Here is a 23347-nt window from a genome sequence, read left to right as displayed (position 1 = left end):
TTTTTTAAAATTTGTGCGTTATACCAAATAAGAAGTATCCAGACAAGCTGGTGTTGATTACCTCCTGTCTAAGGGCTCCATTTGTTTCGGTTTGGATAGAATTAATGTTGTTTGGCGTGATCTTCAATAAATTTAATATAGATTTTGATTTTATAAAAAGAGAGGTTTTTTTGGTAAGGTTATATCTGGAATTAAAATCAATATCTGTTCTGTGAAAAGAATCAGTAGAAGTGTCGTAATAATCCCAAAAGAAAATTAACTCATATTCTAGTTTTTTGGTTTCTGATGAAATAAGAAGGTTATTTGTTATTATTTTTTGTTCAAAAGAAAGCTCATCATCAAAAAAAGATGAATTTTTAGATGCGGATGAGGTGATACTAATATCATCTAGGAAAAAATTTTGCGGTTCCAGGCTAATATTAGCACTTATTATAGCAGTATTATCTTTATATGTAACATTAGTATCTTGTATAATGGTAGGGGCATCAGAAAAAGAGTACTTAGTTCTAAGATCAAAGCTGATTTTATGATAGTTTTTAGAGAAGTAAAAACCTTTACCTGCACCTAAAGACAAACTCGTATGGTTCCTTCTTTTTAGTAATGTATTGTTATAAAAAATAATAGTATTCTCGTCTATACGATCAAAAATTGGTTGAATAAAATTATCGTCTATGGTGTGAGATACAGAAGAAGATAAAAATTTGGACTTAGCAATATTACTATACGAATACTGTAGCTGCATAACTCGATTTCTGTTTAGTAATAAGTTGAAATTTTCAGCAGAAGTTACTCTTGTATTGAAGGAGGTAGCAATCGTATCCAGAGAAAGGCTTAACTCATTTAGAAAAGAATTATCTGTATAGGAAGCGCTGATATTTTTGTTCGGAGATATTTTATATAAAAGAGAAGTGGTTATAGGTACGTACTCTCTTTGTATATCAGTGTTTTTTATTTTTTTTATGGTAGGAGAAACCTGTAGTGAATATTCTAATCTTTTTCCTTGCCCTCGTAAGATAGAAGTTATGCTGTAGTTATTGGTTCTTCTTTCTGTGTAAAAAGGATTTGTGTTTAAAGAAGAGTTGTTTTTTTCAGAAGTATTTAGATATAGGAAACCCACTCCTCCTGTCAATAGCTTAGAAGATTTATAATCCAAGCCAATTTCTGCGGTTGTAAATCGATTATCATCTTTGATATATTGCGATAGTCGACGGATAGTACTAGATGATTGTTGGGAGTTTATAATAGAATAATCACTTTCAGAAAGCTCATTTAAAGAAGAAAAATTGGAATAAAGAAGAAACCGATCATTAAATAGGCTTCGTATTTTTACCTCATTGCTTGTTATAAAAGCATCGGCATCCTTTTTATTTCTCTCATCAATAAGATCCTGATTAGGAATATAAACGGTTGTTGTAATTCCTCTTCGATCTGTTTTGTTAGTGTTCCCTCCATTTAATTCATAACGAATAGATGTGTTTTTAAGTAATTTAGCATTGATATAAAAATTGGCAAAGGAAAGATTACCAATAGCACTATTTTCTAAGGTTTCTTCTCGAATAGTATTATTAATATCTTTAGTGTTTATCAATTCGTTTTTTAGCTGATCGATATAATTAAAATAAATGACCCCTCCAGTCTTGTAGTGAGTAGCCTCTTTTCTGATGGTTAAACTTGTATTGTTTGTAATATCTTTTTTTAATCGTTCCTGATTATTTAAGAAGGAGGATACATTTTGTCTAAAAAACTGAGAAGTGTATTTTTTGAAAGAAGAAGAAATATTTTTGAATTTAAAATCTTTTTCAAAAATGTTATTTGTGTTTTGGGTTAAAAAAGCATTGAAGTTGTCAGAAAAAAACATTGCTCTTCCTTTTGCCAAGAAACTGTTCTTATAACCATAGCCTGTTTCTGCGGTAAATTTTAATACTCCTCTGAACTCTTTTTTTGTGTCTATATTAATGACAGGTTCTGTAAAATTAGAAAAATCAACATCAAAGCGGTCTTTGTAGTTGTTAATCACTTGCAGGTTGTCAATTATTCCGTAATCTATATTATCCAGAGCAATACTGTTTTGGTTGACAAAAACTTCTTTTTTATTGATCAGGACTTTTGTGATGGGAACCCCATTAAAAGCAATATATCCATCGTCATTAATGTCAAAACCATCAGATTTGTTTAATACATCACGTAGGCTGGCGTTTTTAGATAAGCGAAGACTGTCCGTTTTAATACGAACGGTGTCTTTGTATTTTTTGACAACAATAGCGACAGTTTCAAGATTGACTAAATCTTTTTCTAAAACAAAATCTTGAGACATTACATTTTTAGATGTAGCGGAAAAATTAATTTCTTTTCGGACAGTTTTATATCCCAGATATGAAACTTCTAATGCGACTATTGCTCTGTTTTCTACGGATAATGTATACACTCCCTGATCGTCACTAATTCCATAGGAAAGAATAGCGTTTTCAGTATCTGCGGAATAGACAATAAGATTTACTCCGGATAAAGCTGTTCCAGACGGATCAGATACAGTTCCCTCAATGGTGTATTCCTGAGCATAAGTAGATAAAAAGAAGCTGAATAATATGTAACTAAGCGCTAGCCTTAACTTCATATAGAGATTTTTTTTCACTAGGTTTAAAACTGTAATACGATGTTATGTTCCAAATAATCATAATGGCAGCAAAAGAATACAGATGCATAAACGCGCCTATGGATACATGCATTAATACAACTGCAATAAGGGTTATTTGCCTGGTTTTTTTGTAGTAGATAAGAAAAGGGTGTAATAGTTCTAGTAATACCACAGCAATTCCTGATATGGCTAGTACAATAGGAGGGATATAAAAAGAACTATTAAAAAAACTGGCTGTTGCTCTCCATATAGCGTCTCCATCCCACCAGTTGGGATCAACACACTTAGCAATACCAGAGAAAAAGTATACAAGTGTAAGATGGATTTGTATAATTCTTTTATAGGGTAAAGAATTCATGGAGTTTTGAGGTTTAAAGAGATAGTAATCTAGTGAAAAAAATCGACCTACAGGAAAAACGACGCAATAGAATAAAGACATAGTCATGAAGTGATCGTATCCATAATTAAATATAGGGAAGGATCTAAAAATAATTAACTGAAGTAATAAAGCTATAATTGCTGTAAAACGGGTTCCCAGACCAACAGCTAGTAAGATAAGTGCTGCAATATAAAAAAGAACAACATTGTCATAAAAAAAGTCGAGTAATGCGTAGTGTCTTAAAAAACCATAAAATTGGTCAAGTAGCGGAAAATATTCAGAAGTAAGATAACCGAGCTCTTGAGGAATAAGTGTTTTGTCTTTAGAAAAGAAGAAAGAGAGGTCAGAGGAGATTGAGAGAATGTCTATAATAGCTAACACAGGGATAGTACATCTGAAAAATGCTAAAAATAAGGCAGAATCCTTTGTGTTTTTAGAAGAGAAAATAAAACGATCTAATTGTAAGCGAGCTGAGGAGATCCCTTTTTTTATGAAAGTGAGAATTTGCTTCATAGCATTTGTTTTTATGAGTGTGTGATAGGTGGTTATTTTAATTGAGACAGATCGTATTCGATTTGCTTGTATATGAATGCGCTCGTTTTTTGATCATACTGCTCTTCTTTCCATATTTCTTTTGGATGGAGAGCTAATAACTTTACATTGTAATAGGCAGCATTTCTGGTGTTTTTCGCCGCGGTAAGCCCTACGTATTTAAAAATTTTATCTACATATTTATCATCGAATTTAGCTTGGGCTTCTAAGGCTTTGGAAGGCTTTTTTTTAAGTTCTTTTTTTCGATGTCTGTTTTCAGAAATTAGATTAAAAATCCCGGAAGATAATACCTGAAATCGAGACAAACTGTTTTTTTTATGAAGCCCGAAGGTGGTTACTTCTTTTATCTTGTTACAATCTTTATCCAATACCTCTACCACAAAAAACTTTTCTGTAGCCACATTGATTCCATAAAACCCGTATCCGGTATTTGTACCGCTTAGGATTCGGTAATTTTTTATAATCGGATTGTTTAGTATATAATCTAATGTCCCGTTTACAACAGGGTTTTCTATTTTGGTTTTGTGATGAAATTCGAGGTATGAATTAAGAAATAAAAAAGTAGAAGAAAGTATGATGATAAAAAAATGTATCAGCAAGAATGTTTTTAAAACCTTTTTCATAATGATGGATGTGTGATTGGTAGAATAACGTTCTTAGTTTCAGAAGAGAGGTAGCAACCCTCATAATGAATATTGCCACCTTTCTTTAGTTAATCAGATTAATAGTTGTTCAAAACCTCAGAAGAACTCTGGATTTCTTTTGTCCAGGTTTTTCTTCTTGATACAAACTTATCTGGGAATGTTTTCTCGTCTCTTACGAATTCTGCAGCTGCGATAGCTCTTTCAGAAACGTCTTCGTTTAAGTTGTCGATAGAAATAGTCTCAGAAGTATCCCCTATAGTAGAGAAAGAGAATAAAGAAAGAGTAACTACGAATACACCTAATGTTAAAATGATTTTTTTCATGATTTTTAATGCTATAAGATTAATAATTGTTTAATATTTGCTCCCCTTCGGCTGCAATTTCTCTGATCCACTTTTTGCGGTATGCGCTAAATTTATCAGAATGCACTTTATACGATTCAGTAAAACGGGTTACACCAGCAGCCTCAGCTTCTTGTGCACTATTGATTTTTACTAATTCTACAGAAGCGGTATTGTTCTCAATCGTCTTAAAAGAGAACAATGTCAATGTAGCTAAACAAGCTGTTGCTGCGATAACTGTCTTTCTCATGATTAATAGTTATTTAGAATTCGCTCGTTAGAAGAATCAGTGAGATCTGTCCATGTCTTTCTAGAACGAACAAACTTGTCAGGAAAAGTGTGATTAGACTCAGTGAAGTATCTTGTTCCTGCATCTTCAACTGCAACAACTCCTTCTTCGATAGATAATGCGCTATTTTCTTCTGTCAAAGAAGTAAAAGAACACAATGAAAATACACCAGCCATTAAAAGCCCAGAAAAAACTACTTTTTTCATAATTTGTGATTTTATTTTGATTTAGATGCCTACTCTTTTTAGGATTTTCGGCGACTTCCTTTTTTGTTACGTAACAATTTTGATCAATCTAAATATAGCAGTAGGGACAAGGTGATTGCAAGGGGAGTTAGTCTGTATTTAAGAATTAAGAGTGTTCGATTTATGAATAACGATCCATATTTGAAGAGGGTGTATGATAATAAATACGGTATTTGACCCTACATTCGACGGTTATATTTTTTTTGTCCTAAAATTATACCCTATCTTGATCCGTGAAAATCAATAAAACTGTAATTCACACATTATAATTTTCTAAAGGGGTATGAGAACAACAACTGTAATTATTCTTTTGTTGAGTATTGGTATTATGAGCAAAGGACATCTGCAAGAAAAGGCAGATATGGATACATCATCATTGATAGATAAAAGTTATATTGATTTAGGAGCCGGCTTCAGTCGGGCAACATCTTTAGCTATCAAAGAACAATATGTAGCAGCTTTTATTGAGAAAGCGAGAAAAGAAAAAGATACCTTGTATATCCTTGGAGGTTTTCAATTGTATACATTGGCATATAAAGGAGAGAAAGCAATCCAGTATGCAGATAGTATTATACACTACACAAAAGAAAAACCAGACTCTCAATATCCTGCGGTGGCTTATTTGGTAAAAGGAATAGAATACGATAAGCAAGGGAACTTTAAAAAAGCCCTGGACAATTTTATTATGGGAAATACCTATGCTAGCCGTTTCTTCAATGTAGAGGTAGCTTATAAATGTAATTATAAAATTGGGGTGTTAAAAGATCGTTTGGGGGAATATGAAGAAGCAATATCTATCCATAAACACAATGCAGTATTTGCAGAAAAACACAAGAAAAAGATAGGGAAGCAATCAATGATACTTTCCACCTTTGGACTTGCTTTTTCATATAAAAACCTAAAGAAATTAGATTCGGCATATTACTATAATGACTTAGGATTGCAAAGTGCCCGAGAAATAAAGAACGAAGAGTTAGTACAGCATTTTTTGCTGAATGAAGGGATTATTAATTATTGGGATCGGCAATATACAGTGGCTCGAGAGAAAATATCTGAGACTCTGAAGTATTTCGAAAAAGAAAACAAACAAAGTGATATAGGGGAAGCCTATTACTATCTGGGAAAAATTCAAGATCAAATAGGGAATAAGGAGCAGGCGATTGTATACTATAAAAAAGTAGATACGATATTTCAGAAAACCAAAGACTTAATTCCGGAAAGTAGAGAAGCGTATAACTATCTAACATCATATTATAGAAATCAGGGAGATCAAGAACAGCAATTAGTATACCTGGAGAAATTGATTGCATTAGACAAAGCATTGAATAGTAATCAAATTTATTTGAGTAAGAAGATTATTGAAAAGTTTGATATCCCTAAAATGATAGCAGAAAAAGAGGAGTTGATTACAAAGTTGGAGAGCGATAAGATAAATCTTAATTATATAGTTGGCGCTTTATTTCTATTGTTTGTTTTAATACTTGGTTATTTTTATCAACGACAACGGATGCTTAAGAAAAAATTTAATCAGATACTCAAAGAGGATACAAAAGAAGTTGAGGTTATCGTGCCACCATCTGATAAGGTAACTTTAGAAGTGCCACAGGAAATTGCAGAACATATTTTGAAATGCCTTGAAGAATTCGAGCAAAAAAAAGGATTCCTGGATAAAAACATTACACTGTCTTCTCTTTCCAAATTATTCAAAACGAATTCTAGTTATCTGTCTAAAACAATTAATTTTTACAGAGATAAAAATTTTCCGACATATCTCAATGATCTTAGAATAGAGTATGCTTTGGAAAAATTAAAAGAAGATCCTTCTTTTAGAAAATATACAATTAAAGCAATTGCAGGTGAAGTAGGATTTAAAAGTGCAGAAACTTTTTCTAAATTTTTCTTGAAAAAGAACGGAATGTACCCGTCTTATTTTATAAAACAACTGAGCAAAATGGAATCTTCATGATTTTTAAAATATTGACTTTATGTGATTTATGAGTCTTTATTTATGAATCAAGAGAAGTGCAAGGGGTGAAAACAGCTGTTTTTTCCTCAATAGATAATACTTTTACAATATCACTAAGACACGCAAACATGAAAAAAAATCAAAAAGAAAAACTAACATTAGAAAAATTTAAAGTATCAAAAATAGAATCGTCTTACGTTAGAGGGGGAGGTAGAAATGGCGCAGGTGACGGGGGAGGAGATACGGTTGATCCTGATAAACCTAGATGCATTGCTACATCTGCTATCGTGGTACAACAAGAAAACCACGTAAGGTAAAGCTAGTTAGTGGTCCCCTTTTTTACTTAGTTAACGAGTAAAATAGGGGATTTTTTATGTGCGAAGTTTTATATTTATACCAATTGTAATGTAAAAACCGCTAAAAAAGAATGTTTTTTTAGGGGGGAAGGTTACAAATTATGGTATTAAAGAGGATTTCCCTCTTTTTTTTCTAAATGTGGGTAATCCAACGTTAAGTATGAATAAAAAAAAATGGTTTAGCGGTATAATCCTCCTTTATTATATCGTTTTTTGGAATATAAATGCACAACAATTAAAGAAAACGACACTTCCTGTGTCTGTTGTGAAAGATACACTTACCAGTATAAAAGATATTAAAAACATACCGCAATGGTATTATAAAGATATAATAGCGGATAGTCTTCCAGGTATCAGCTTGGATAAAGCATATCAAAAATTGTCAATGACCGGAGGGGATACGGTTATTGTTGCAGTGATTGACATGCCGGTATATATAGCGCATCCTGCTTTGAAAGAGCAGATATGGGTAAATACTAAAGAAATTCCTAATAATGGAATCGATGATGATCAAAATGGTTATATAGATGATCTGCACGGTTGGAACTTCTTAGGAAAAAAAGATGGGTCAGGAATGCAATTTGTTCAGCAGGAGTACGCCAGAATACTTTTTAGGGATAACTTGATCTTTTCTGAAGGAGAAAAAAATGGAGATTCTGCTCAAAGACAAGAATACCTGAAAGCTAAAGAAAAGCATTCAAATAGAATGGCTGAAGCGGTTGAAATTCGTAAAAATGCAACTGTACTATATAAAGATTATTTTAAAGCTAAGAGATCCATAGAGCATTATTTTGGAGAAGTTGTTATGGAGGTTGATAGAATTGATAGTCTAAAGCAACGCTATTCTGATAATGACTCATTGCAATACCAGCTTTTATTATGGAATGATTGTATAAAGAACAGTTTATCAGAAGAGTGGGTGGTGTCTTATAAGAAGAAAGCAGACCAACGGATAGCTGTATTATTAAATATAGAAAGGGATGTTAAAAAAGAAGTGGATTCATTTCCTGAGAATAAGAACTATATCAATTATGGGCATCACAATATAGCAGCACATGCGTCAGAGATGAAACACGGGACGTTAGTTGCTGGAATGCTAGGAGTTTCCAGGAATAGTGCTATTGATAATTTTAAAGGAATTTCAGATCGGATTTTGGTTATGCCAATATGTGTATCTGCAAATGGAGACCCGCATGACAAAGATATAGCCTTGGCAATACGATATGCTGTTGACCAGGGAGCTAAAGTAATCAATATGAGCTTTGGGAAGGCTTTTTCTTTGCATCCAGAATGGGTTGACGAAGCCTTGGAGTATGCAGAAAAAAAAGGAGTTTTAGTAGTGACATCTGCTGGTAATACAGCAACGAACCTTAATGAAAATACCAATCGCTATTACCCGAATGATTATGGGACAAAGGAAAAAGAAGAGGTAGTAGATAATGTTATTATGGTTGGAGCATCCTCTTATTTGATTAATAGTAAATTGGCAGCGAGCTTTTCCAGTTATGGAAATCGCTATGTGGATATATTTGCTCCGGGAGATCAGATAAGAACGACAGTGCCAGAAGCTTCTTATAGAAAGGATAGAGGAACCTCTTTATCATCAGCATTAGTTAGTGGCATTGCGGCATTGCTCTACCAATATTATCCGACACTAGAGGTTGGTGAGATAAAAGAAATTATTTTGAAATCCGGGGTGAGATACACGTTTCCAGTGGCTGTACCCGGGGCTGAAAAAAATGAAAAAATGCCTTTTTCGAGTTTATCAAAATCAGGGTCAATTGCTAATGCGTATCGTGCTTTGTTAATGGCAGAAAAAAAAGTAGCTTCTAAGGCTGAATAAGTGTCGTATAGATGCTCTTTACCAGTTAAGAAGCACCACTGCAAGCAGTGGTGTTCCTCCCTTTTTCTTAACTGGTTGCTTCATAATATGAAGCGTTACTTTCTGGAAATGGTAGTTCCCGTTCCCATATAAGTGTTAATTGATTTGCGTTATCTTGATAGATAATGAACACATATCAAAATTAGAGAAGCTAACAAGGAAATCTTATTTTTTTGATCTAAAAAAGCAGTAGTTTCAGTAGATTTTTCAGAAAAGCTTGTCGGGACTATAAATAATGAGTGTAAATAATTGTTTTTTATTGGTTTACAGGGAGGGGTTGCTTTAGGAAAAAATGAGGTATCAGAAAGCTTTTTATTATCCTTAATTAAATAATTACCTTGTTTTTTTAGGTAGTTTCCTTCTAATTGTTAAGTTTTTTGTAAATAAATGAAAGAGTTTATTAGAAAAAATGTTAGCATTTTTGTTAAAAAACAAAACCTGAATTAGTGGTAAAATTGAATAATCCATATACTTTTTTTAATACCCTGGGAATTCGGATCCCTATGCTCCCACTTACCCAATATGAGAGATGGATAAAAGGGGTATCTTCCATAAAAGATTATCAGTTGATATGGAAACAGGCAGTGGTCAAAGAGGCAATATATCTTTCATCTCCTGTAGTGTATAAAGAGCTAGAACAATGGTTGGTCTTAGGAAATCAGATTTCTGATGAAAAAGCACGGCGTTTGGAGCATACCTTTATAAAATATCTTTCTCGGATGAGTAGCCGATGTACCCCTTTCGGGTTATTTGCCGGCTGTATTTTGGGAACCTTCGATCAAGAAGAAGAGGAGATAGTTCCTGTGTCTTATGAAAAATATAAGAGGTCTACGCGATTGGATATGAATGTGTTGGTTGCTTTGGGGCAAGAATTAGCTAAGGATGTTGTTATTCGCAAACAATTGAAGTGGTATCCTAATAGCAGTATATACCGTATCGGGGATCAGTATCGTTATATGGAATATACGTATGATGAAAACTATAGGAGAAGGTATAGTTTAGAAGCAGTGATGCAGCGCACTTATCTGGATAAAATATTGAATAAGGCTGAAGAAGGAGCTTCGATTATTACATTAGCATCAGAGATTACAGATCGAGATATAACGATTGAAGAGGCGACTGCTTTTGTAGAGGAATTAATTCATTATCAGATTTTGGTTAGCGAATTAGAACCTACAGTAACCGGGGCAGATTTTATGTCTCAATTGCAAAAAACGTTGCAGTTAGTACCTGGTGCTACACTTTGGAAAGAAAAAATAAATAAGTGGAAAGAAAAGCTTGCTATTTTGGATAGGAAACTAGGAAATTCGATTGAAGATTACCTGCAGTTAACAAAAGAGATTAGAGAATTGATTCCATTGCATAAGGAAGTATCTTATCTTTTTCAAACAGATTTGTTTCCCGTATTAGAAAAAAACAAGGTGCCTAAGCGAATAGGATACATGTTACAGCGTATGATTCCTGTTTTTTATGCAATTACAGCTAAAACAAAAAAAACGGCATTAGAACGATTTAAAGATAGTTTTGTAGAAAGGTATGAAACCAGAGAAGTTCCTTTGACGATAGCATTGGATACTGAGACAGGAATAGGTTATGGATCGGTAGCTGTGGATGATACTCCTTTTCTTGATGGAATAAGTGTTCCGGGCGTAAAACAAGAGACTGTTTATCAGTGGACAGATCAAGAAGAATGGTGGTTGCGGGAGTTAGAGAAAGCTAATGGGAGTTATAGTATGTCGATAGACGAACTTCCAATAGAAAGAGAAGTTGATTGGCAGCAACTACCAGATACATTATCTGCGATGGTGCAACTTATAACTGTAGAAGGAAAACAACAGTTGGTATGCAAAGGGGTGAGTGGGGGAGCTACTCGTTTATTTGGTCGTTTCTCTTCAACTGATGAGGAGATGCAGGCATTTGCCACAACAATTTCAGCACAGGAACAAATGATGGAAGAGGAGTGTATTTTGGCAGAAATAGTACACCTCCCAGAAGCTAGAACAGGAAATATTATTCAAAGAGCACAATTGAGGTCCTATGAAATTCCATACTTGGGAAGGGCAAGTGTATCACCTGCATATCAGCTGCCGATATCAGATTTGTGGGTGTTTGTTAGACAAGGAAAACTAGTATTGTATTCTAAAAAAAATAAGAAACAAGTGATTCCCTGTTTGTCTAATGCGCATAATTATGGAAACCTTCACGCTTTGCCGATATATCATTTTTTGTGTGACATGCAAGGGCAGCAAAAACAAAACTATTTAGGGTTTCAATGGGGAGAAATAGCAGAAAAACGCTCTTTTTTGCCTAGAGTAACGTATAAAAACGTAATTGTTTCCAGAGCTCGATGGCGTATTGTTATTGCGGATTTAAAAAAGATATTAGAAGCGACAAATGAGAAAGATTGGGTTGAGGAAATAACCCGATGGCGGATAGCAAAACAGATGCCAGACAGGGTGCAATTGGTAGAAGGGGATAATGTTTTATTGATTCATTTAGAGGTATTGGAGTCATTGCAGATGTTTTGGGCAATGGTGAAAAAGCGAAAGTATATTATTATACGAGAGTTTTTAAGTGATGTGGCGATGCCTTTGGTAGCAAGAGAAAAGGATAGTTATGCGCATGAACTAATTGTTTCTTTTTATAAATCATCAGATAAAAGCAAAAACGAATGTCATTAGAAACAAATGTACAGCGTACGTTTATCCCTGGAGATCAATGGGGATATTATAAATTATATTGTGGGCAGCGAAGTTCAGATAGCATTCTTTTAGAGGTAATAAAACCTTTTGTAAGTAAGGCTTTAGAGAACAAGTGGATTGATCAATGGTTTTTTATTCGGTATACGGATCCGCAATTTCATATTAGATTGCGTTATCGTGTTACCGATACGAAGTATTATGGAGTACTAATTAGGGAGTTGTATTTAGTGTTAAATCCATATGTGGAAAACAATAAAATTTACAAGGTGCAAATGGATACCTATCAGCGAGAGCTGGAGCGTTATGGAGAAAATACAATAGAAGAAGCAGAAACCATTTTTTTTTATGAGAGCGAAATGTTGCTTTCTGTATTGGAGTATGTAGAGGATCAGGAAGAATACGCGTTATTTATTATATGGATTATGGATAAGTTTTTGGATGGTTTTGGGTTTTCCTTCGAAAGGAAAATGACATTTACTACTTATAATTATGAAGCATATCTAAATGAGTTTTCGGCAGATAAGAAAACAAGAAGGCAGTTAGATATTAAATATAAAAAATATCGAAAAGTACTATGGCAATTTATGTCACCAAAAGATGTAGGTGAAGAGATGTCTTTATTTTTGGAGAATCAGCTACTGATAAAAGAGGAAAGGATGACCCAGGCGATAAAGCAGTTAGTAAAAAAAGATAGCGAAGCTGTATTAGCGGTATCACTTGATGCTTTGGTATCGAGCTATATTCACATGTTGATAAACAGGGCATTTCGATCTAGGCAGCGATTTTATGAAATGGTCTGTTATGGAATACTGGTTCGGTATTATAAAGAAATGTATTATAAGAAAAAGACATAAAAAAACCGGAAACATCGCATGATGTTCCCGGTTTTTTTAAAAAATATTATTGTATCAATGTTCCATCTTTATCATGGAAATGATATTCTAAGTACGTGTAAGCGTCTCTAGGTTTTATTTTGATCCATTTTTTATGGTCTAAAAACCATTGGGATCGAATGGATGGAAATCCTTTGGTCAGAAAGGCTTCGATAAATGGGTGTGCACTCAATGTTATCGATTTATGTCCTTTACTGATTAATTTTTCTAAGTCAACCTTGATTTTGTCTATTAAAACTATTGGCGCCTCAACTTCGCTGTTTCCTCCGTTAGGATTGATCTCACGGGTTTTAATATTCATTTCAGGTCTGACACGCTGTCGCGTTATTTGAATTAGGCCAAATTTACTTGGCGGTAAAATCTTGTGTTTCGCCCGATCGTCCTTCATCTCTTCTCGTAATTGATTGAAGAGGGTTCTGCGGTTTTCTGCATCATTCATGTCAATAAAATCAATGACAATGATACCTCCCATATCACGCAGACGTAATTGACGGGCAACTTCTCTCGCACTGATCAGATTTACCTCCAGTGCTGTGTCTTCTTGGTTTTTTGCTTTATTTGATCGGTTTCCGCTATTCACATCAATTACGTGCATAGCTTCTGTGTGTTCTATGACCAGATACGCACCTTTATTCATGGATACCGTTTTTCCAAAACTAGTTTTTATCTGTCGTTCTATCCCGTATTTTTCGAAAATAGGAATATTCGACTTGTGTAATTTTACAATTGATTCTTTTTTAGGAGCAATCTCCTGTAAGTAATCTTTTACCTGATCTACCAGTACCTCGTCGTCTACACAAATAGAGGTAAAGGAGTCGTTAAAAACATCTCTCAGGATTGAGGATGCTCTGTTCATTTCTCCCAATACTTTAGAAGGATGATGTGCCTTGTATAGCTTCCTACACAGGGCTTCCCAACGACCAATCAGATTTTGTAAATCTTTGTCTAGTTCTGCTACTTTTTTGCCTTCTGCTACCGTACGAACAATGATTCCAAACCCTTTTGGTTTAATACTTTTAACCAATCGTTTTAACCGATCTTTTTCTTCGGAAGATTCTATCTTTTGTGAGATAGAAACCCGGTTGGAAAAAGGAACTAAAACAATATATCTTCCAGCGATCGATAATTCCGAACTAATTCGGGGACCTTTAGTAGATATGGGCTCTTTCACTATCTGTACCAGTAGCGATTGATTTGATTTTAAAACATCGGTGATAACACCGTGTTTGTCAATGTCTTTCTCAAAAGGATAGTCCTTTAGAGAATAATCTTTTAGTTTACCTGTGCTTACACGTTTTATGAATTTTAATAAAGAAGCAACTTGAGGACCTAGGTCATGATAATGCAAGAAGGCATCTTTTTCATACCCAACATTAACAAATGCAGCATTAAGACCAGGAACAGCTTTTCGGATTTTGGCGATAAAAATATCTCCTACCGAGAAATTGCTATTTTCTTCTTCTTTATGTAATTCAATAAGTTTTCCATCCTTTAATAAGGCAAAATCTGTAGAGGAACCAGATCTGATGATCAATTCTTTGTTCACTCTCAATTAGATTTTTATCCATCTCAATAAGTATGTTGAGACAGATGGATTAAACAATTTTTTCACAGGAATTTTGTAATTCCAAATTGAGATAAAACCGCATATGGATAGCGGTATATGCATTGTTTTATCTCATATGTCAAAGAACTTTTTAAACGGAAAAAGTAGTTAAAAAAACTACTTTTTCTTGTGGCGATTAGCTCTTCTTCTTTTTTTACGCTTGTGCGTTGCTACCTTGTGTCTTTTACGTTTTTTTCCACTTGGCATAGTGTGTGTTCTTTTTTTGGTTATTAATTATCTTACTTAACTTCTACATTAGTTTTTACGCCTTCTACAAATACTTTAGCAGGCTTAAATGCAGGGATGTTGTGTGCAGGAATCTTAATAGTAGTGTTTTTAGAGATGTTACGTCCGGTTTTTTCGGCTCTTGTCTTGATGATGAAGCTTCCAAATCCTCTAAGGTATACATTGTCTCCTCCTTCTAAAGAATTTTTTACTTCTTCCATGAATGTTTCAACAGTCGCTTGAACGTCTACTTTCTCAATTCCTAATTTTTCTGAAATTTTTGCAACAATATCTGCTTTCGTCATTATAATACTAATTTAGGGGTTTCTTAATTTTTCGAGGGGGCAAATATAATAATTTAAAATCCAAAATATCAATACTTAAGATGAATTTATCATCTTTAACTAATTAAATTTGTAAAAATTGTAAATTTTAACATGAAGTTTGGTAAAAAACTCATTTTGTGGTACTTAGAAAACAAACGTTCTATGCCTTGGAGGGAAACCAGAGACCCTTATAGCATTTGGTTGAGTGAAATTATTTTGCAACAAACCCGGGTTGCACAGGGATTACCGTATTATTTGTCTTTTAAAAGTGCGTTTCCGACCGTATTTGATCTGGCAGCAGCACCAGAAGAAAAAGTATTGAAATTATGGCAGGGTTTAGGGTATTATTCCAGAGCAAGAAACCTGCATGCTACTGCAAAATACGTAGCAGATGAGTTAGGGGGGACATTTCCAGACTCATATGCTTCTCTATTGTTATTAAAAGGAGTAGGAGATTATACGGCAAGTGCTATTGCGTCTATTTGCTATGATGAAGCAGTGCCTGTTGTGGATGGGAATGTATACAGAGTTCTATCCAGGTATTTAGGAGTAGCGACACCTATTAATACTACTCAGGGGGTAAAAGAGTTTAAACAATTAGCTAAAGCATTGTTAGAGGTAAAAGAAGCGGCAACCTATAATCAGGCAATTATGGAGTTTGGAGCATTGCAATGCAAGCCACAGAGTCCTGATTGTACACAGTGTGTGTTAGATTCTGATTGTGTAGCTCTTAAAGAAAAGAAAGTAGGAGAGCTACCTGTGAAACTTAAAAAACAAAAAATTAAAAAGCGATATTTCTCATATCTGATAATACAGACCAACGAAGAGACAATTTTGCAGCAGAGAACAGGAAAAGGGATTTGGCAAGGATTATATGAATTTCCTTTGGTAGAAACGTCAGCGCCTATATCTTATGAAGAATTAAAGAAAGCTTCTGTTTTTACGGAGTTACTGGGAGCGCAGACATATGAACTCTCTCTTTATAAAGAGGAGGCGGTTATTCATAAATTATCACACCAACATTTGTATACTTGGTTTTATGTGGTGCAAGTGCAGTGTTTACCATTATTAAGCGCACCTCAGCAGAAAGTGCGCCTATCTGATGTAGAAAGGTATCCGGTTCCTATTTTGATAGGGAATTTTATAGAAGCCTTTTTTTAAGGTGTGCGGCTTTTTTAGTACATTTACATATAAGTAAATAGGTGATGAATCACGGAAAATGGAAGTTTTTTGTGAAAAAAATTGAGGAAAAAAGATACCGTTTTCTTTTTTTTGTCGTTTTAAAAGAACCCTAATAATATAAAAAGATGTCTGGAACATTGAATAAAGTAATGCTGATTGGGCATACAGGAGATGAGGTGAAGATGCATTATTTTGAAGGAGGTAATTGTATTGGACGCTTCCCGCTGGCTACAAATGACTCTTATGTGAATAAGAGTACAGGAGAACGAGTGGTTTCTACTGAATGGCATAATATTGTCGTGAGAAATAAAGCGGCAGAGATATGTGAAAAATACCTGAAGAAAGGGGATAAAATTTATATTGAAGGGCGACTCAAAACGAGGAAATGGCAAGATGAACAAGGAAAAGATCGGTATAGTACAGAAATACAATGTACTGATTTTACATTTTTAACGCCTAAAAACGAGAGTGGGCAACCAGGAGGATCAATGCCCGGGATGCAGCCTCAGCAACCTGCGGCAACAGAAAACCCCTCAACTTCTTCTGTAGAAAATACAAATGCGGAAGATGATGATTTGCCATTCTAAATCGATGTTTAATTAAACCTACGGAATTTGGACCCTGACCCTGAACCCTTATTTATACAATTTCTTACGATAGATATTGCTCAGGCTATTTATATAATACTATTGCTAGCACTGCTCATTTGTTCTGCCTTGATTTCTGGTAGTGAGGTAGCCTTATTTTCATTAACACCTGCGGATCTTAGAGAGGAAGAAGAAATCTCTGAAAAACAAAAGGTAATTTCTAAGTTATTGAGTAAGCCTAAGAAGCTGTTAGCTACGATCTTGGTAGCAAATAATTTTATCAATATCGCAATTGTCTTACTTTTGGATGCGTTGGGGAAAATATATCTTCAGGATATGGCAATTGTCTGGAGAGGATGGCTGGACCTTCGCTTTGTGATAGAAGTAATCCTGGCTACATTTTTAATTCTCTTGTTTGGGGAGATTCTGCCCAAAGTGTACGCTAGTAGAAATAGAGTGCAATTTTCATATTTGATGGCTAAGCCGTTGCAGATTTTGGATTGGTGTATTTCTCCTTTGAGTATTCCTATGCAGCGAGTTACAATAGGAATTCACAATCAAATAGGAAAACAAAAATCTAATATTAGCGTAGGACAATTATCTCAGGCGTTAGAGTTGACGTCTGATAATGATACAACAACAGAGGAGAAAAAAATTCTGGAAGGAATTGTATCCTTTGGAAATACGGATACAAAACAAGTGATGCGACCCCGTATTGATGTGTTTGCTATCAATAAAACAGCTCCGTATGAAACCATCATTCCAGAAATTATAAAGAATGGATACTCGCGGATACCAGTATATGAAGATAGTATTGATAAGATTATTGGAATATTGTATGTAAAGGATCTGTTGCCGTATATCAATGATAAAAAGCTAGACTGGAATAAGCTGTTAAGAGATCCGTACTTTGTTCCTGAGAATAAAAAATTAGATGATTTGTTGAGTGATTTTAAAAATAAAAAAAATCACCTGGCAATTGTAGTGGATGAATATGGAGGAACTAGTGGTCTGATATCATTAGAAGATATTATAGAGGAAATCGTAGGAGATATTAGTGATGAATTTGATGATGAAGATCTGATTTATTCTAAATTGGATGATCGTAATTTTCTTTTTGAAGGTAGGACTGCTTTAAAAGATTTTTATAAGGTATTAAAACTGGACGGGGATATAAGCTTGTTTGAGGAGAATAAAGGAGATGCAGAAACGATTGCCGGTTTTTTATTAGAAATATCAGGAAGCTTTCCTGCTAAAGGAGAAATCTTATCAATGGAGCATTACGATTTTACAGTAGAATCTCTGGATAAAAAACGAATAAAAAGAGTAAAAGTAACCATACATGAAACAAAGAAGGATATATAGCATTTTTATTTTTGCAGTTATATTGCTTTTGGGAGCGTGTGGGAAAGAAACGCTGCCTAAGCCCAAAGCAATGCTTAAACTATCTTATCCAAAGCCCTCTTATATTGACTTATTGTCTTATTGCGGATACTCTTTTGAGGTTAATAAACAGGCGATAGTAAAACCTATGGGGAAGCAAGGAAGTTGTTGGTATAATATAGAATACCCTACATTAAAGGCGACTATGTATATCTCGTATTTTAAAGTTAATAATAATCTGGATTCTTTGTTGAGAGATGCGCAAAACCTAACACAGGAGCATGTGGTAAAGGCAGACGAAATATTACAGGAGCCGTATGATGACAGAAAGAATAAGGTTTATGGGATGTTTTATGAGGTAAGAGGAGATGCGGCATCTCAATCTCAGTTTTATGCTACAGATAGTGTACATCATTTTATAAGCGGATCTGTTTATTTTAAAGCCAGACCTAATTACGATTCGATTTTGCCAGCAGCTAATTATATGAAAGGAGACATGAGAAAGCTGGTCGAAACCATACGCTGGAATGAATAAAGTGTTGTTCATAGCAGGGTTTTGTGATACTTTTAATGTGTGAATATCTGTAGCAAAATAGAATGTGCTTTACCCCAAAAGAGCTATCAATTTTTTTAATTTACTTTTATCAGCATGGAATACTCCAAAAAAAAATGGCTATATCTCATTGTTTTATCAATAGTCTGGGGAAGCTCATTTATATTGATAAAAAAGGCATTGATTGGCTTGAGTCCTTTTCAACTGGGGGCTCTTAGGACATTGTTTGCTGCATTTTTTTTACTGCTAATAGGATTTAGAACGATAAAAACAATTCGTAGAGAATTATGGAAGTGGGTGTTTTTATCAGCTTTGCTAGGAACATTTATTCCTGCTTTTCTTTTTGCTTTTGCTGAAACGGAAATTGATAGTGCAATTGCTTCCGTTTTGAACTCAACTACTCCATTGTTGACATTGTTGCTTGGAATTTTGGTTTTTTCTTTTCGGTTTCATAGTAATCAGGTAATAGGGGTGTTTGTTGGTTTATTAGGGAGTATGATGCTTATTTGGGAAGGGGCAGCTGTCAATCCTCATCAAAACTATTGGTATGCGGGATTGGTATTGATTGCTTCTTGTTGTTATGCTATCAATGTTAATATCATAAAGAAACATCTAAGCCAGATTTCTCCTTTAGCTATTGCGAGTGGAAGTTTTGTTCTGTTGATTATTCCATCCTGTTTAGTATTGCTCTTTTCTGACTTTTTTACTGTTTCTGTTATTGAAGATACCAGAGTGTATACCAGTATAGGGTACCTTTTGGTGCTTTCGGTAGTAGGGACGGGAGTAGCTAAGGTCTTGTTTAATAAATTGGTACAGATAAGTAGTCCTGTTTTTGCTTCTTCGGTGACCTATATGATTCCTGTAGTAGCATCTATATGGGGGATAGCTGATGGAGAGTCTTTTACTTCTTTGCAGGTAATGGCAGCTGGAATTATAATTCTGGGCGTGTACTTGGCGAATAGGAAAAGAATATAAAAAAGCACCAGAATACACTGATGCTTTTTTGTGATAGATGATATGTTTGTTTTATTTAAAATCTTCTGGACTTACACCTTCATTGACTTTAACTTCTTTGACGATAAAATCCATTTTTTGAGGACCTAAAGATTGTGATATTGTGAAAGGAAACTTAATGCCATTAACATCTTTGTAGTCGCCATACTCTATAGTGACACTCATTTTTTGTCCTGCTTGTTCTTGTACTGTTACTTCTTTGACTTTTAAGCCGGATACAGTATCAAAATAAGCAGTTTTTTTATCACTTATTTTTACTGCGTATGCTTTTCCGTTTGCGTAAGGTTCTTGTTTTAGTAAAGAAACTTCTGTTTGGTGTAGTTCTGGAAAAGGGTAAGAATCTTTTTTAGCTTGAGCAGTCTGATTATCATCAAAAACTATTTTTTGCCCTTGCGCCATGGTGTATCCCTTTTCTCCGTCAAAAACTATTTTTTGAGCAATCTGGTCATTAAAACTTACGGCTATTAACGATTGGTTTTTCGAGGTAGATTTGGCTGATAGTCCTAGAACAGCACCATTGAAATCTGCAGTAGCAGTAATAAATGTGGATTTTACAGAGGCTAATTTTTCTTTTCCTCCAATTGCTTTAAAATAATTATCCAGGATTGACTGGGCAGTGACTCCTTTTGGAACTTCACTGTTGTAATCAGGTTTTTCTACTCGAGTAGCGTATTTGTCAAAAAAATGTATCGGTATTTTCTTTCCTTCAAAAGTTGTTTTTTCTAAAGCAGGCACAATTTCACTTCCTTTCCCTACAATTAGAATTCGAGCTTTGTCTAAGTTGAAATAGGTGTTGGCAATTCTTTTTACATCCTCCTTCGTTACGGCATTTATTTTATTTATAAAGGTTTCGTAAAAATCGGTAGGGAGTTTTTCTGTTTTTATTTGTACGCTTCTATTGGCGATAGTTTTTTCGTCTTCTGATGATAAAATAAATTTTCCAAGAAAGCTAGCCTTTGCATTTTTTAAGACTTCATCACTAACGTCTTCTGTTCGGATTCTTTTTATTTCGTTGAGGATTTCTACCACGGCACTATCAGCGACATTATTTCGTACTTTGGCAAAAGCGCGAAAGACACTTTTGTAATTTTTATTTCTTGGAAGGGAAGAATAAGAGCCATAGGTGTATCCGTTTTTCTCTCTTAAATTTAAATTTAAGTATCCGCTAAAAGAACCTCCAAGGATATAATTAGTAACCAGAGCGGCATGATGATCAGTGTCAGACATTTTTATCGTAGCAGAATTTACTACCGCAATTTCAGCTTGTACAGCATTAGGCATGTCTACAAAATTGATTTGCCTGTATATGGGGTCTGAGATGTCAGATATTCCAAAAGAAGGTGCTTTTGCAGATTTCCACGGGCCAAAATATTTTTCGGTTAATTTCTCTGCTTGGTCTGCAGAGATGTCTCCACTAATAACCATATAAGCATTTGTTGGTACAAAATAATCCCGGTAGTATTTGTTTATGTCTTGTAAACTGATGTTGTTTATGGTTTCTTTGGTGATAAACTCTCCTGCCGGGTGTTTTTTTCCGTAAACAAGAGCGTTCCGTACTCTGTTCATCACTTCGACAGCACTGTTTTCTCCGGCTTTTATATTTTCCAGTGTTCGTTTCTTTTCTGTGGATAATTCTTCTTCTGTAAATTTTGGATGAAGAGCAGCATCTGCAAATAAAGAAAACACTTTGTCAGTGTATTTAGAAAGGCATTGAGCATACCCTCCATAGGTTCCAACATTGACAGTTGCTCCTAAGAAATCAACTTCTTCGTTAAAAGTGTTTTTGTCCATATTTTGGGTTCCTTTCCCCATTAAGGAAGAGGTTAAGGAACTGATTCCTGTTTTGTCCCCTTCTACATGAGGAGGGGTGTCTATGGATAAGCTGATACTTATTTTGGGAAGTTTTTTATTTTCAACCACTAATACCGTCATACCGTTACTAAGGATGAAAGAATGTGGTTTCCCAAGATTAATAACAGGGGTGGGACCTGATGCGGGTATTTTTGATCGGTCTACCTGAGCATTTGAATTGATAGCGATCAGCAGACAAGCAAGTATAAAGATTATATTTTTTTTCATCTGTGTGTTTTTATTGTTATTCGATAATCAATAATGATAATTGATGTTTTTTTTATTTTCCAGTTCCAGGAAGGTAATCCAGATTGAGTCGCTGATTTTTATTTAGATATTGTTTCGCTACTCGCTGTATGTCTTCTCGGGTAATGGATCTGTAAATTTCAATTTCTTTATTAATCAGGTCGGTGTCTTTGTATAATATATGGTATCTGGCAAGGGAGTTTGCGATCCCTTCGATGCTGGAATTAGCATTGACAAATTTATTTTCAAACTTGTTTTGAAGCTTTTGAAATTCTCTTTCAGAGATTAATTCATTTTGTAATTTATTGATAGCATTATCCATTTCTGTCTGGAGTTTTTCTAGACCAACATCTCCTAGAGGTAATGCTGCCATGATGTAGGTTCCATAATCTTCCTGTGCATCCGAAAAAGCGAATACTTCTAGAGCCATTTTTTTATCCGTAACCATCTTTTTGTACAACCTGGAGCTTTTTCCTCCACTTAGGACTGTAGAGATATAATCGAATACATATGCATCCCTTTCTACTTGTTTAGGAGTTCTGTATACCAAAACTTTTGCTGGAATTCGGATATTGGCATCGTATTCTTTAGCGTTAATTTCAGTAGTGATAGGATCCTCCAGTATGTTAGGTTTTACTGGTTTTTCTGAGATATTCTTGATGGGAGCAAAGTAGTCAGAAACAAAATTCATAGTTTCTTCTATTTTGATGTCTCCTGCGATTACTAGAGTAGCGTTATTAGGGTTGTAGTATTTTTTATTAAAGGCAATAAACTCATCTAAGGTGGCTGCGTCTAAGTGTTCCATACTTCCGATAACGGATTGACCATATGGGTGTTTTTTGAACAAGTGTTTATTTATCCCCGTTCTGTATATAATTTTTCCATAGGGAGAATTGTCGATACGTTGTCTTTTTTCTTCTTTGACAACCTCATTTTGAGTGTCGACTCCGATTTGATTTATAACAGGGTGGAGCATGCGTTCTGATTCCATCCAAAGAGCGAGTTCTAGTTTATTAGAAGGAAAGGTTTCATAATAATAAGTTCTGTCTTGAGTAGTGTTGGCATTGTTTCTTCCTCCATTGGCAGCGACAATGTCAAACCATTTTCCGCGTTCTATATTTTTGGTTCCTTCAAATAATAAGTGTTCGAAAAAATGGGCGAAACCTGTTCGCTTCGGATCTTCATCTTTTGCTCCTACATGATACATAACTCCAACTGTGACTACAGGAGCTTTGTTTTCCTGGTGTAAGATTACATGAAGTCCATTTTTTAGATTGTACTCAGTGTACGTTACTTCCTGCGCACTAATCGATGAAAAGATCATAAGCCCACAAGCAATTGCGCGAAATTTGTTTTTCATTTGTGATTATTTTAGTTACTCGAAACTGGTGTATTGAGATCGATTTTGGTGCAAAAATATGTTAAAAACATGAGAATATTATCAGGTAAATATGTAAGATTCTAATTTACAGTCTATTGTGATTTTTTTG

Annotated in this window: 20 protein-coding genes; 10 read left to right on the top strand and 10 right to left on the bottom strand. The window is 34.6% G+C overall.

Going from position 1 to position 23347, the window contains the following annotated elements; all coding sequences use genetic code 11:
* Positions 1–4 precede the first annotated feature (4 nt).
* The 6 genes from HN014_RS06080 to HN014_RS06055 form a co-directional block, all read right to left on the bottom strand.
* Positions 5–2614, bottom strand: coding sequence for a carboxypeptidase-like regulatory domain-containing protein (locus tag HN014_RS06080; protein ID WP_176027997.1), 2610 nt, complete (start codon positions 2612–2614; stop codon positions 5–7).
* Positions 2592–3527, bottom strand: a complete 936-nt coding sequence (locus tag HN014_RS06075) for an HTTM domain-containing protein (protein WP_176027996.1) — start codon at positions 3525–3527, stop codon at positions 2592–2594. The genes HN014_RS06080 and HN014_RS06075 overlap by 23 nt, the downstream gene beginning before the upstream one ends.
* 32 nt (positions 3528–3559) lie before the next feature.
* Positions 3560–4189, bottom strand: coding sequence for a hypothetical protein (locus HN014_RS06070; protein ID WP_176027995.1), 630 nt, complete (start codon positions 4187–4189; stop codon positions 3560–3562).
* Between the two features lie 98 nt (positions 4190–4287).
* Complete coding sequence (locus HN014_RS06065; RefSeq protein WP_176027994.1) at positions 4288–4533, bottom strand: hypothetical protein; 246 nt, start codon at positions 4531–4533, stop codon at positions 4288–4290.
* Between the two features lie 19 nt (positions 4534–4552).
* On the bottom strand, positions 4553–4801 hold the full coding sequence (locus tag HN014_RS06060; protein ID WP_176027993.1) for a hypothetical protein: 249 nt from the start codon (positions 4799–4801) through the stop codon (positions 4553–4555).
* 2 nt (positions 4802–4803) lie between these two features.
* Positions 4804–5046 carry a hypothetical protein gene (locus tag HN014_RS06055; protein ID WP_176027992.1) on the bottom strand — a complete coding sequence of 81 codons (243 nt, stop codon included), beginning with the start codon at positions 5044–5046 and terminating at the stop codon, positions 4804–4806.
* A gap of 322 nt (positions 5047–5368) precedes the next feature.
* On the opposite strand from HN014_RS06055, the gene HN014_RS06050 reads away from it, so the two are divergent.
* The 5 genes from HN014_RS06050 (at position 5369) to HN014_RS06030 (ending at position 12845) form a co-directional block, all read left to right on the top strand.
* A complete protein-coding gene (locus HN014_RS06050; RefSeq protein WP_176027991.1) occupies positions 5369–7051 on the top strand; it encodes a helix-turn-helix domain-containing protein in 1683 nt (560 codons plus the stop codon).
* Between the two features lie 128 nt (positions 7052–7179).
* Positions 7180–7368: a hypothetical protein gene (locus HN014_RS06045; protein ID WP_176027990.1), complete on the top strand. Its 189-nt coding sequence runs from the start codon at positions 7180–7182 to the stop codon at positions 7366–7368.
* 199 nt (positions 7369–7567) lie between these two features.
* Positions 7568–9250 (top strand): S8 family serine peptidase, encoded by a 1683-nt coding sequence (locus HN014_RS06040; RefSeq protein ID WP_176027989.1) that lies wholly within the window; start codon positions 7568–7570, stop codon positions 9248–9250.
* A gap of 485 nt (positions 9251–9735) precedes the next feature.
* The gene (locus tag HN014_RS06035; protein WP_176027988.1) at positions 9736–11970 is read left to right on the top strand and encodes a lantibiotic dehydratase family protein; all 2235 of its coding nucleotides are present in this window, start codon (positions 9736–9738) and stop codon (positions 11968–11970) included.
* Complete coding sequence (locus HN014_RS06030) at positions 11961–12845, top strand: thiopeptide-type bacteriocin biosynthesis protein (protein WP_176027987.1); 885 nt, start codon at positions 11961–11963, stop codon at positions 12843–12845. The genes HN014_RS06035 and HN014_RS06030 overlap by 10 nt, the downstream gene beginning before the upstream one ends.
* A gap of 46 nt (positions 12846–12891) precedes the next feature.
* Here HN014_RS06030 and HN014_RS06025 read toward each other — a convergent pair whose 3' ends face one another.
* Together HN014_RS06025 and HN014_RS06020 are read right to left on the bottom strand one after the other, a co-directional pair.
* Positions 12892–14430: a ribonuclease E/G gene (locus HN014_RS06025; protein ID WP_176027986.1), complete on the bottom strand. Its 1539-nt coding sequence runs from the start codon at positions 14428–14430 to the stop codon at positions 12892–12894.
* Positions 14431–14729: 299 nt separating this feature from the next.
* Complete coding sequence (locus HN014_RS06020) at positions 14730–15020, bottom strand: HU family DNA-binding protein (RefSeq protein WP_176027985.1); 291 nt, start codon at positions 15018–15020, stop codon at positions 14730–14732.
* Positions 15021–15152: 132 nt separating this feature from the next.
* On the opposite strand from HN014_RS06020, the gene mutY reads away from it, so the two are divergent.
* The 5 genes from mutY (at position 15153) to HN014_RS05995 (ending at position 19721) form a co-directional block, all read left to right on the top strand.
* Positions 15153–16202: an A/G-specific adenine glycosylase gene (gene mutY / locus HN014_RS06015; protein WP_176027984.1), complete on the top strand. Its 1050-nt coding sequence runs from the start codon at positions 15153–15155 to the stop codon at positions 16200–16202.
* Positions 16203–16348: 146 nt separating this feature from the next.
* Entirely contained in the window at positions 16349–16810 is a 462-nt protein-coding gene (locus HN014_RS06010) for a single-stranded DNA-binding protein (RefSeq protein WP_176027983.1), read from the top strand.
* Between the two features lie 27 nt (positions 16811–16837).
* Positions 16838–18175 (top strand): gliding motility-associated protein GldE, encoded by a 1338-nt coding sequence (gene gldE / locus HN014_RS06005; protein ID WP_176027982.1) that lies wholly within the window; start codon positions 16838–16840, stop codon positions 18173–18175.
* Positions 18153–18728, top strand: coding sequence for a gliding motility lipoprotein GldD (gldD, locus tag HN014_RS06000; protein ID WP_176027981.1), 576 nt, complete (start codon positions 18153–18155; stop codon positions 18726–18728). The genes gldE and gldD overlap by 23 nt, the downstream gene beginning before the upstream one ends.
* Before the next feature lie 114 nt (positions 18729–18842).
* Positions 18843–19721 (top strand): DMT family transporter, encoded by an 879-nt coding sequence (locus HN014_RS05995; protein WP_176027980.1) that lies wholly within the window; start codon positions 18843–18845, stop codon positions 19719–19721.
* 51 nt (positions 19722–19772) lie between these two features.
* Here the strand turns inward: HN014_RS05995 and HN014_RS05990 are convergent, their stop codons facing one another.
* Positions 19773–21839, bottom strand: a complete 2067-nt coding sequence (locus HN014_RS05990; RefSeq protein ID WP_176027979.1) for a pitrilysin family protein — start codon at positions 21837–21839, stop codon at positions 19773–19775.
* A gap of 52 nt (positions 21840–21891) precedes the next feature.
* A complete protein-coding gene (locus HN014_RS05985) occupies positions 21892–23217 on the bottom strand; it encodes a pitrilysin family protein (RefSeq protein WP_176027978.1) in 1326 nt (441 codons plus the stop codon).
* Positions 23218–23347 lie beyond the last annotated feature (130 nt).

The sequence above is a fragment of the Aquimarina sp. TRL1 genome (assembly GCF_013365535.1).
Taxonomy (GTDB): domain Bacteria; phylum Bacteroidota; class Bacteroidia; order Flavobacteriales; family Flavobacteriaceae; genus Aquimarina; species Aquimarina hainanensis.
Note: the sequence above shows the minus strand (reverse complement) of the source record. Positions and strands in the feature narration are given on the sequence as shown.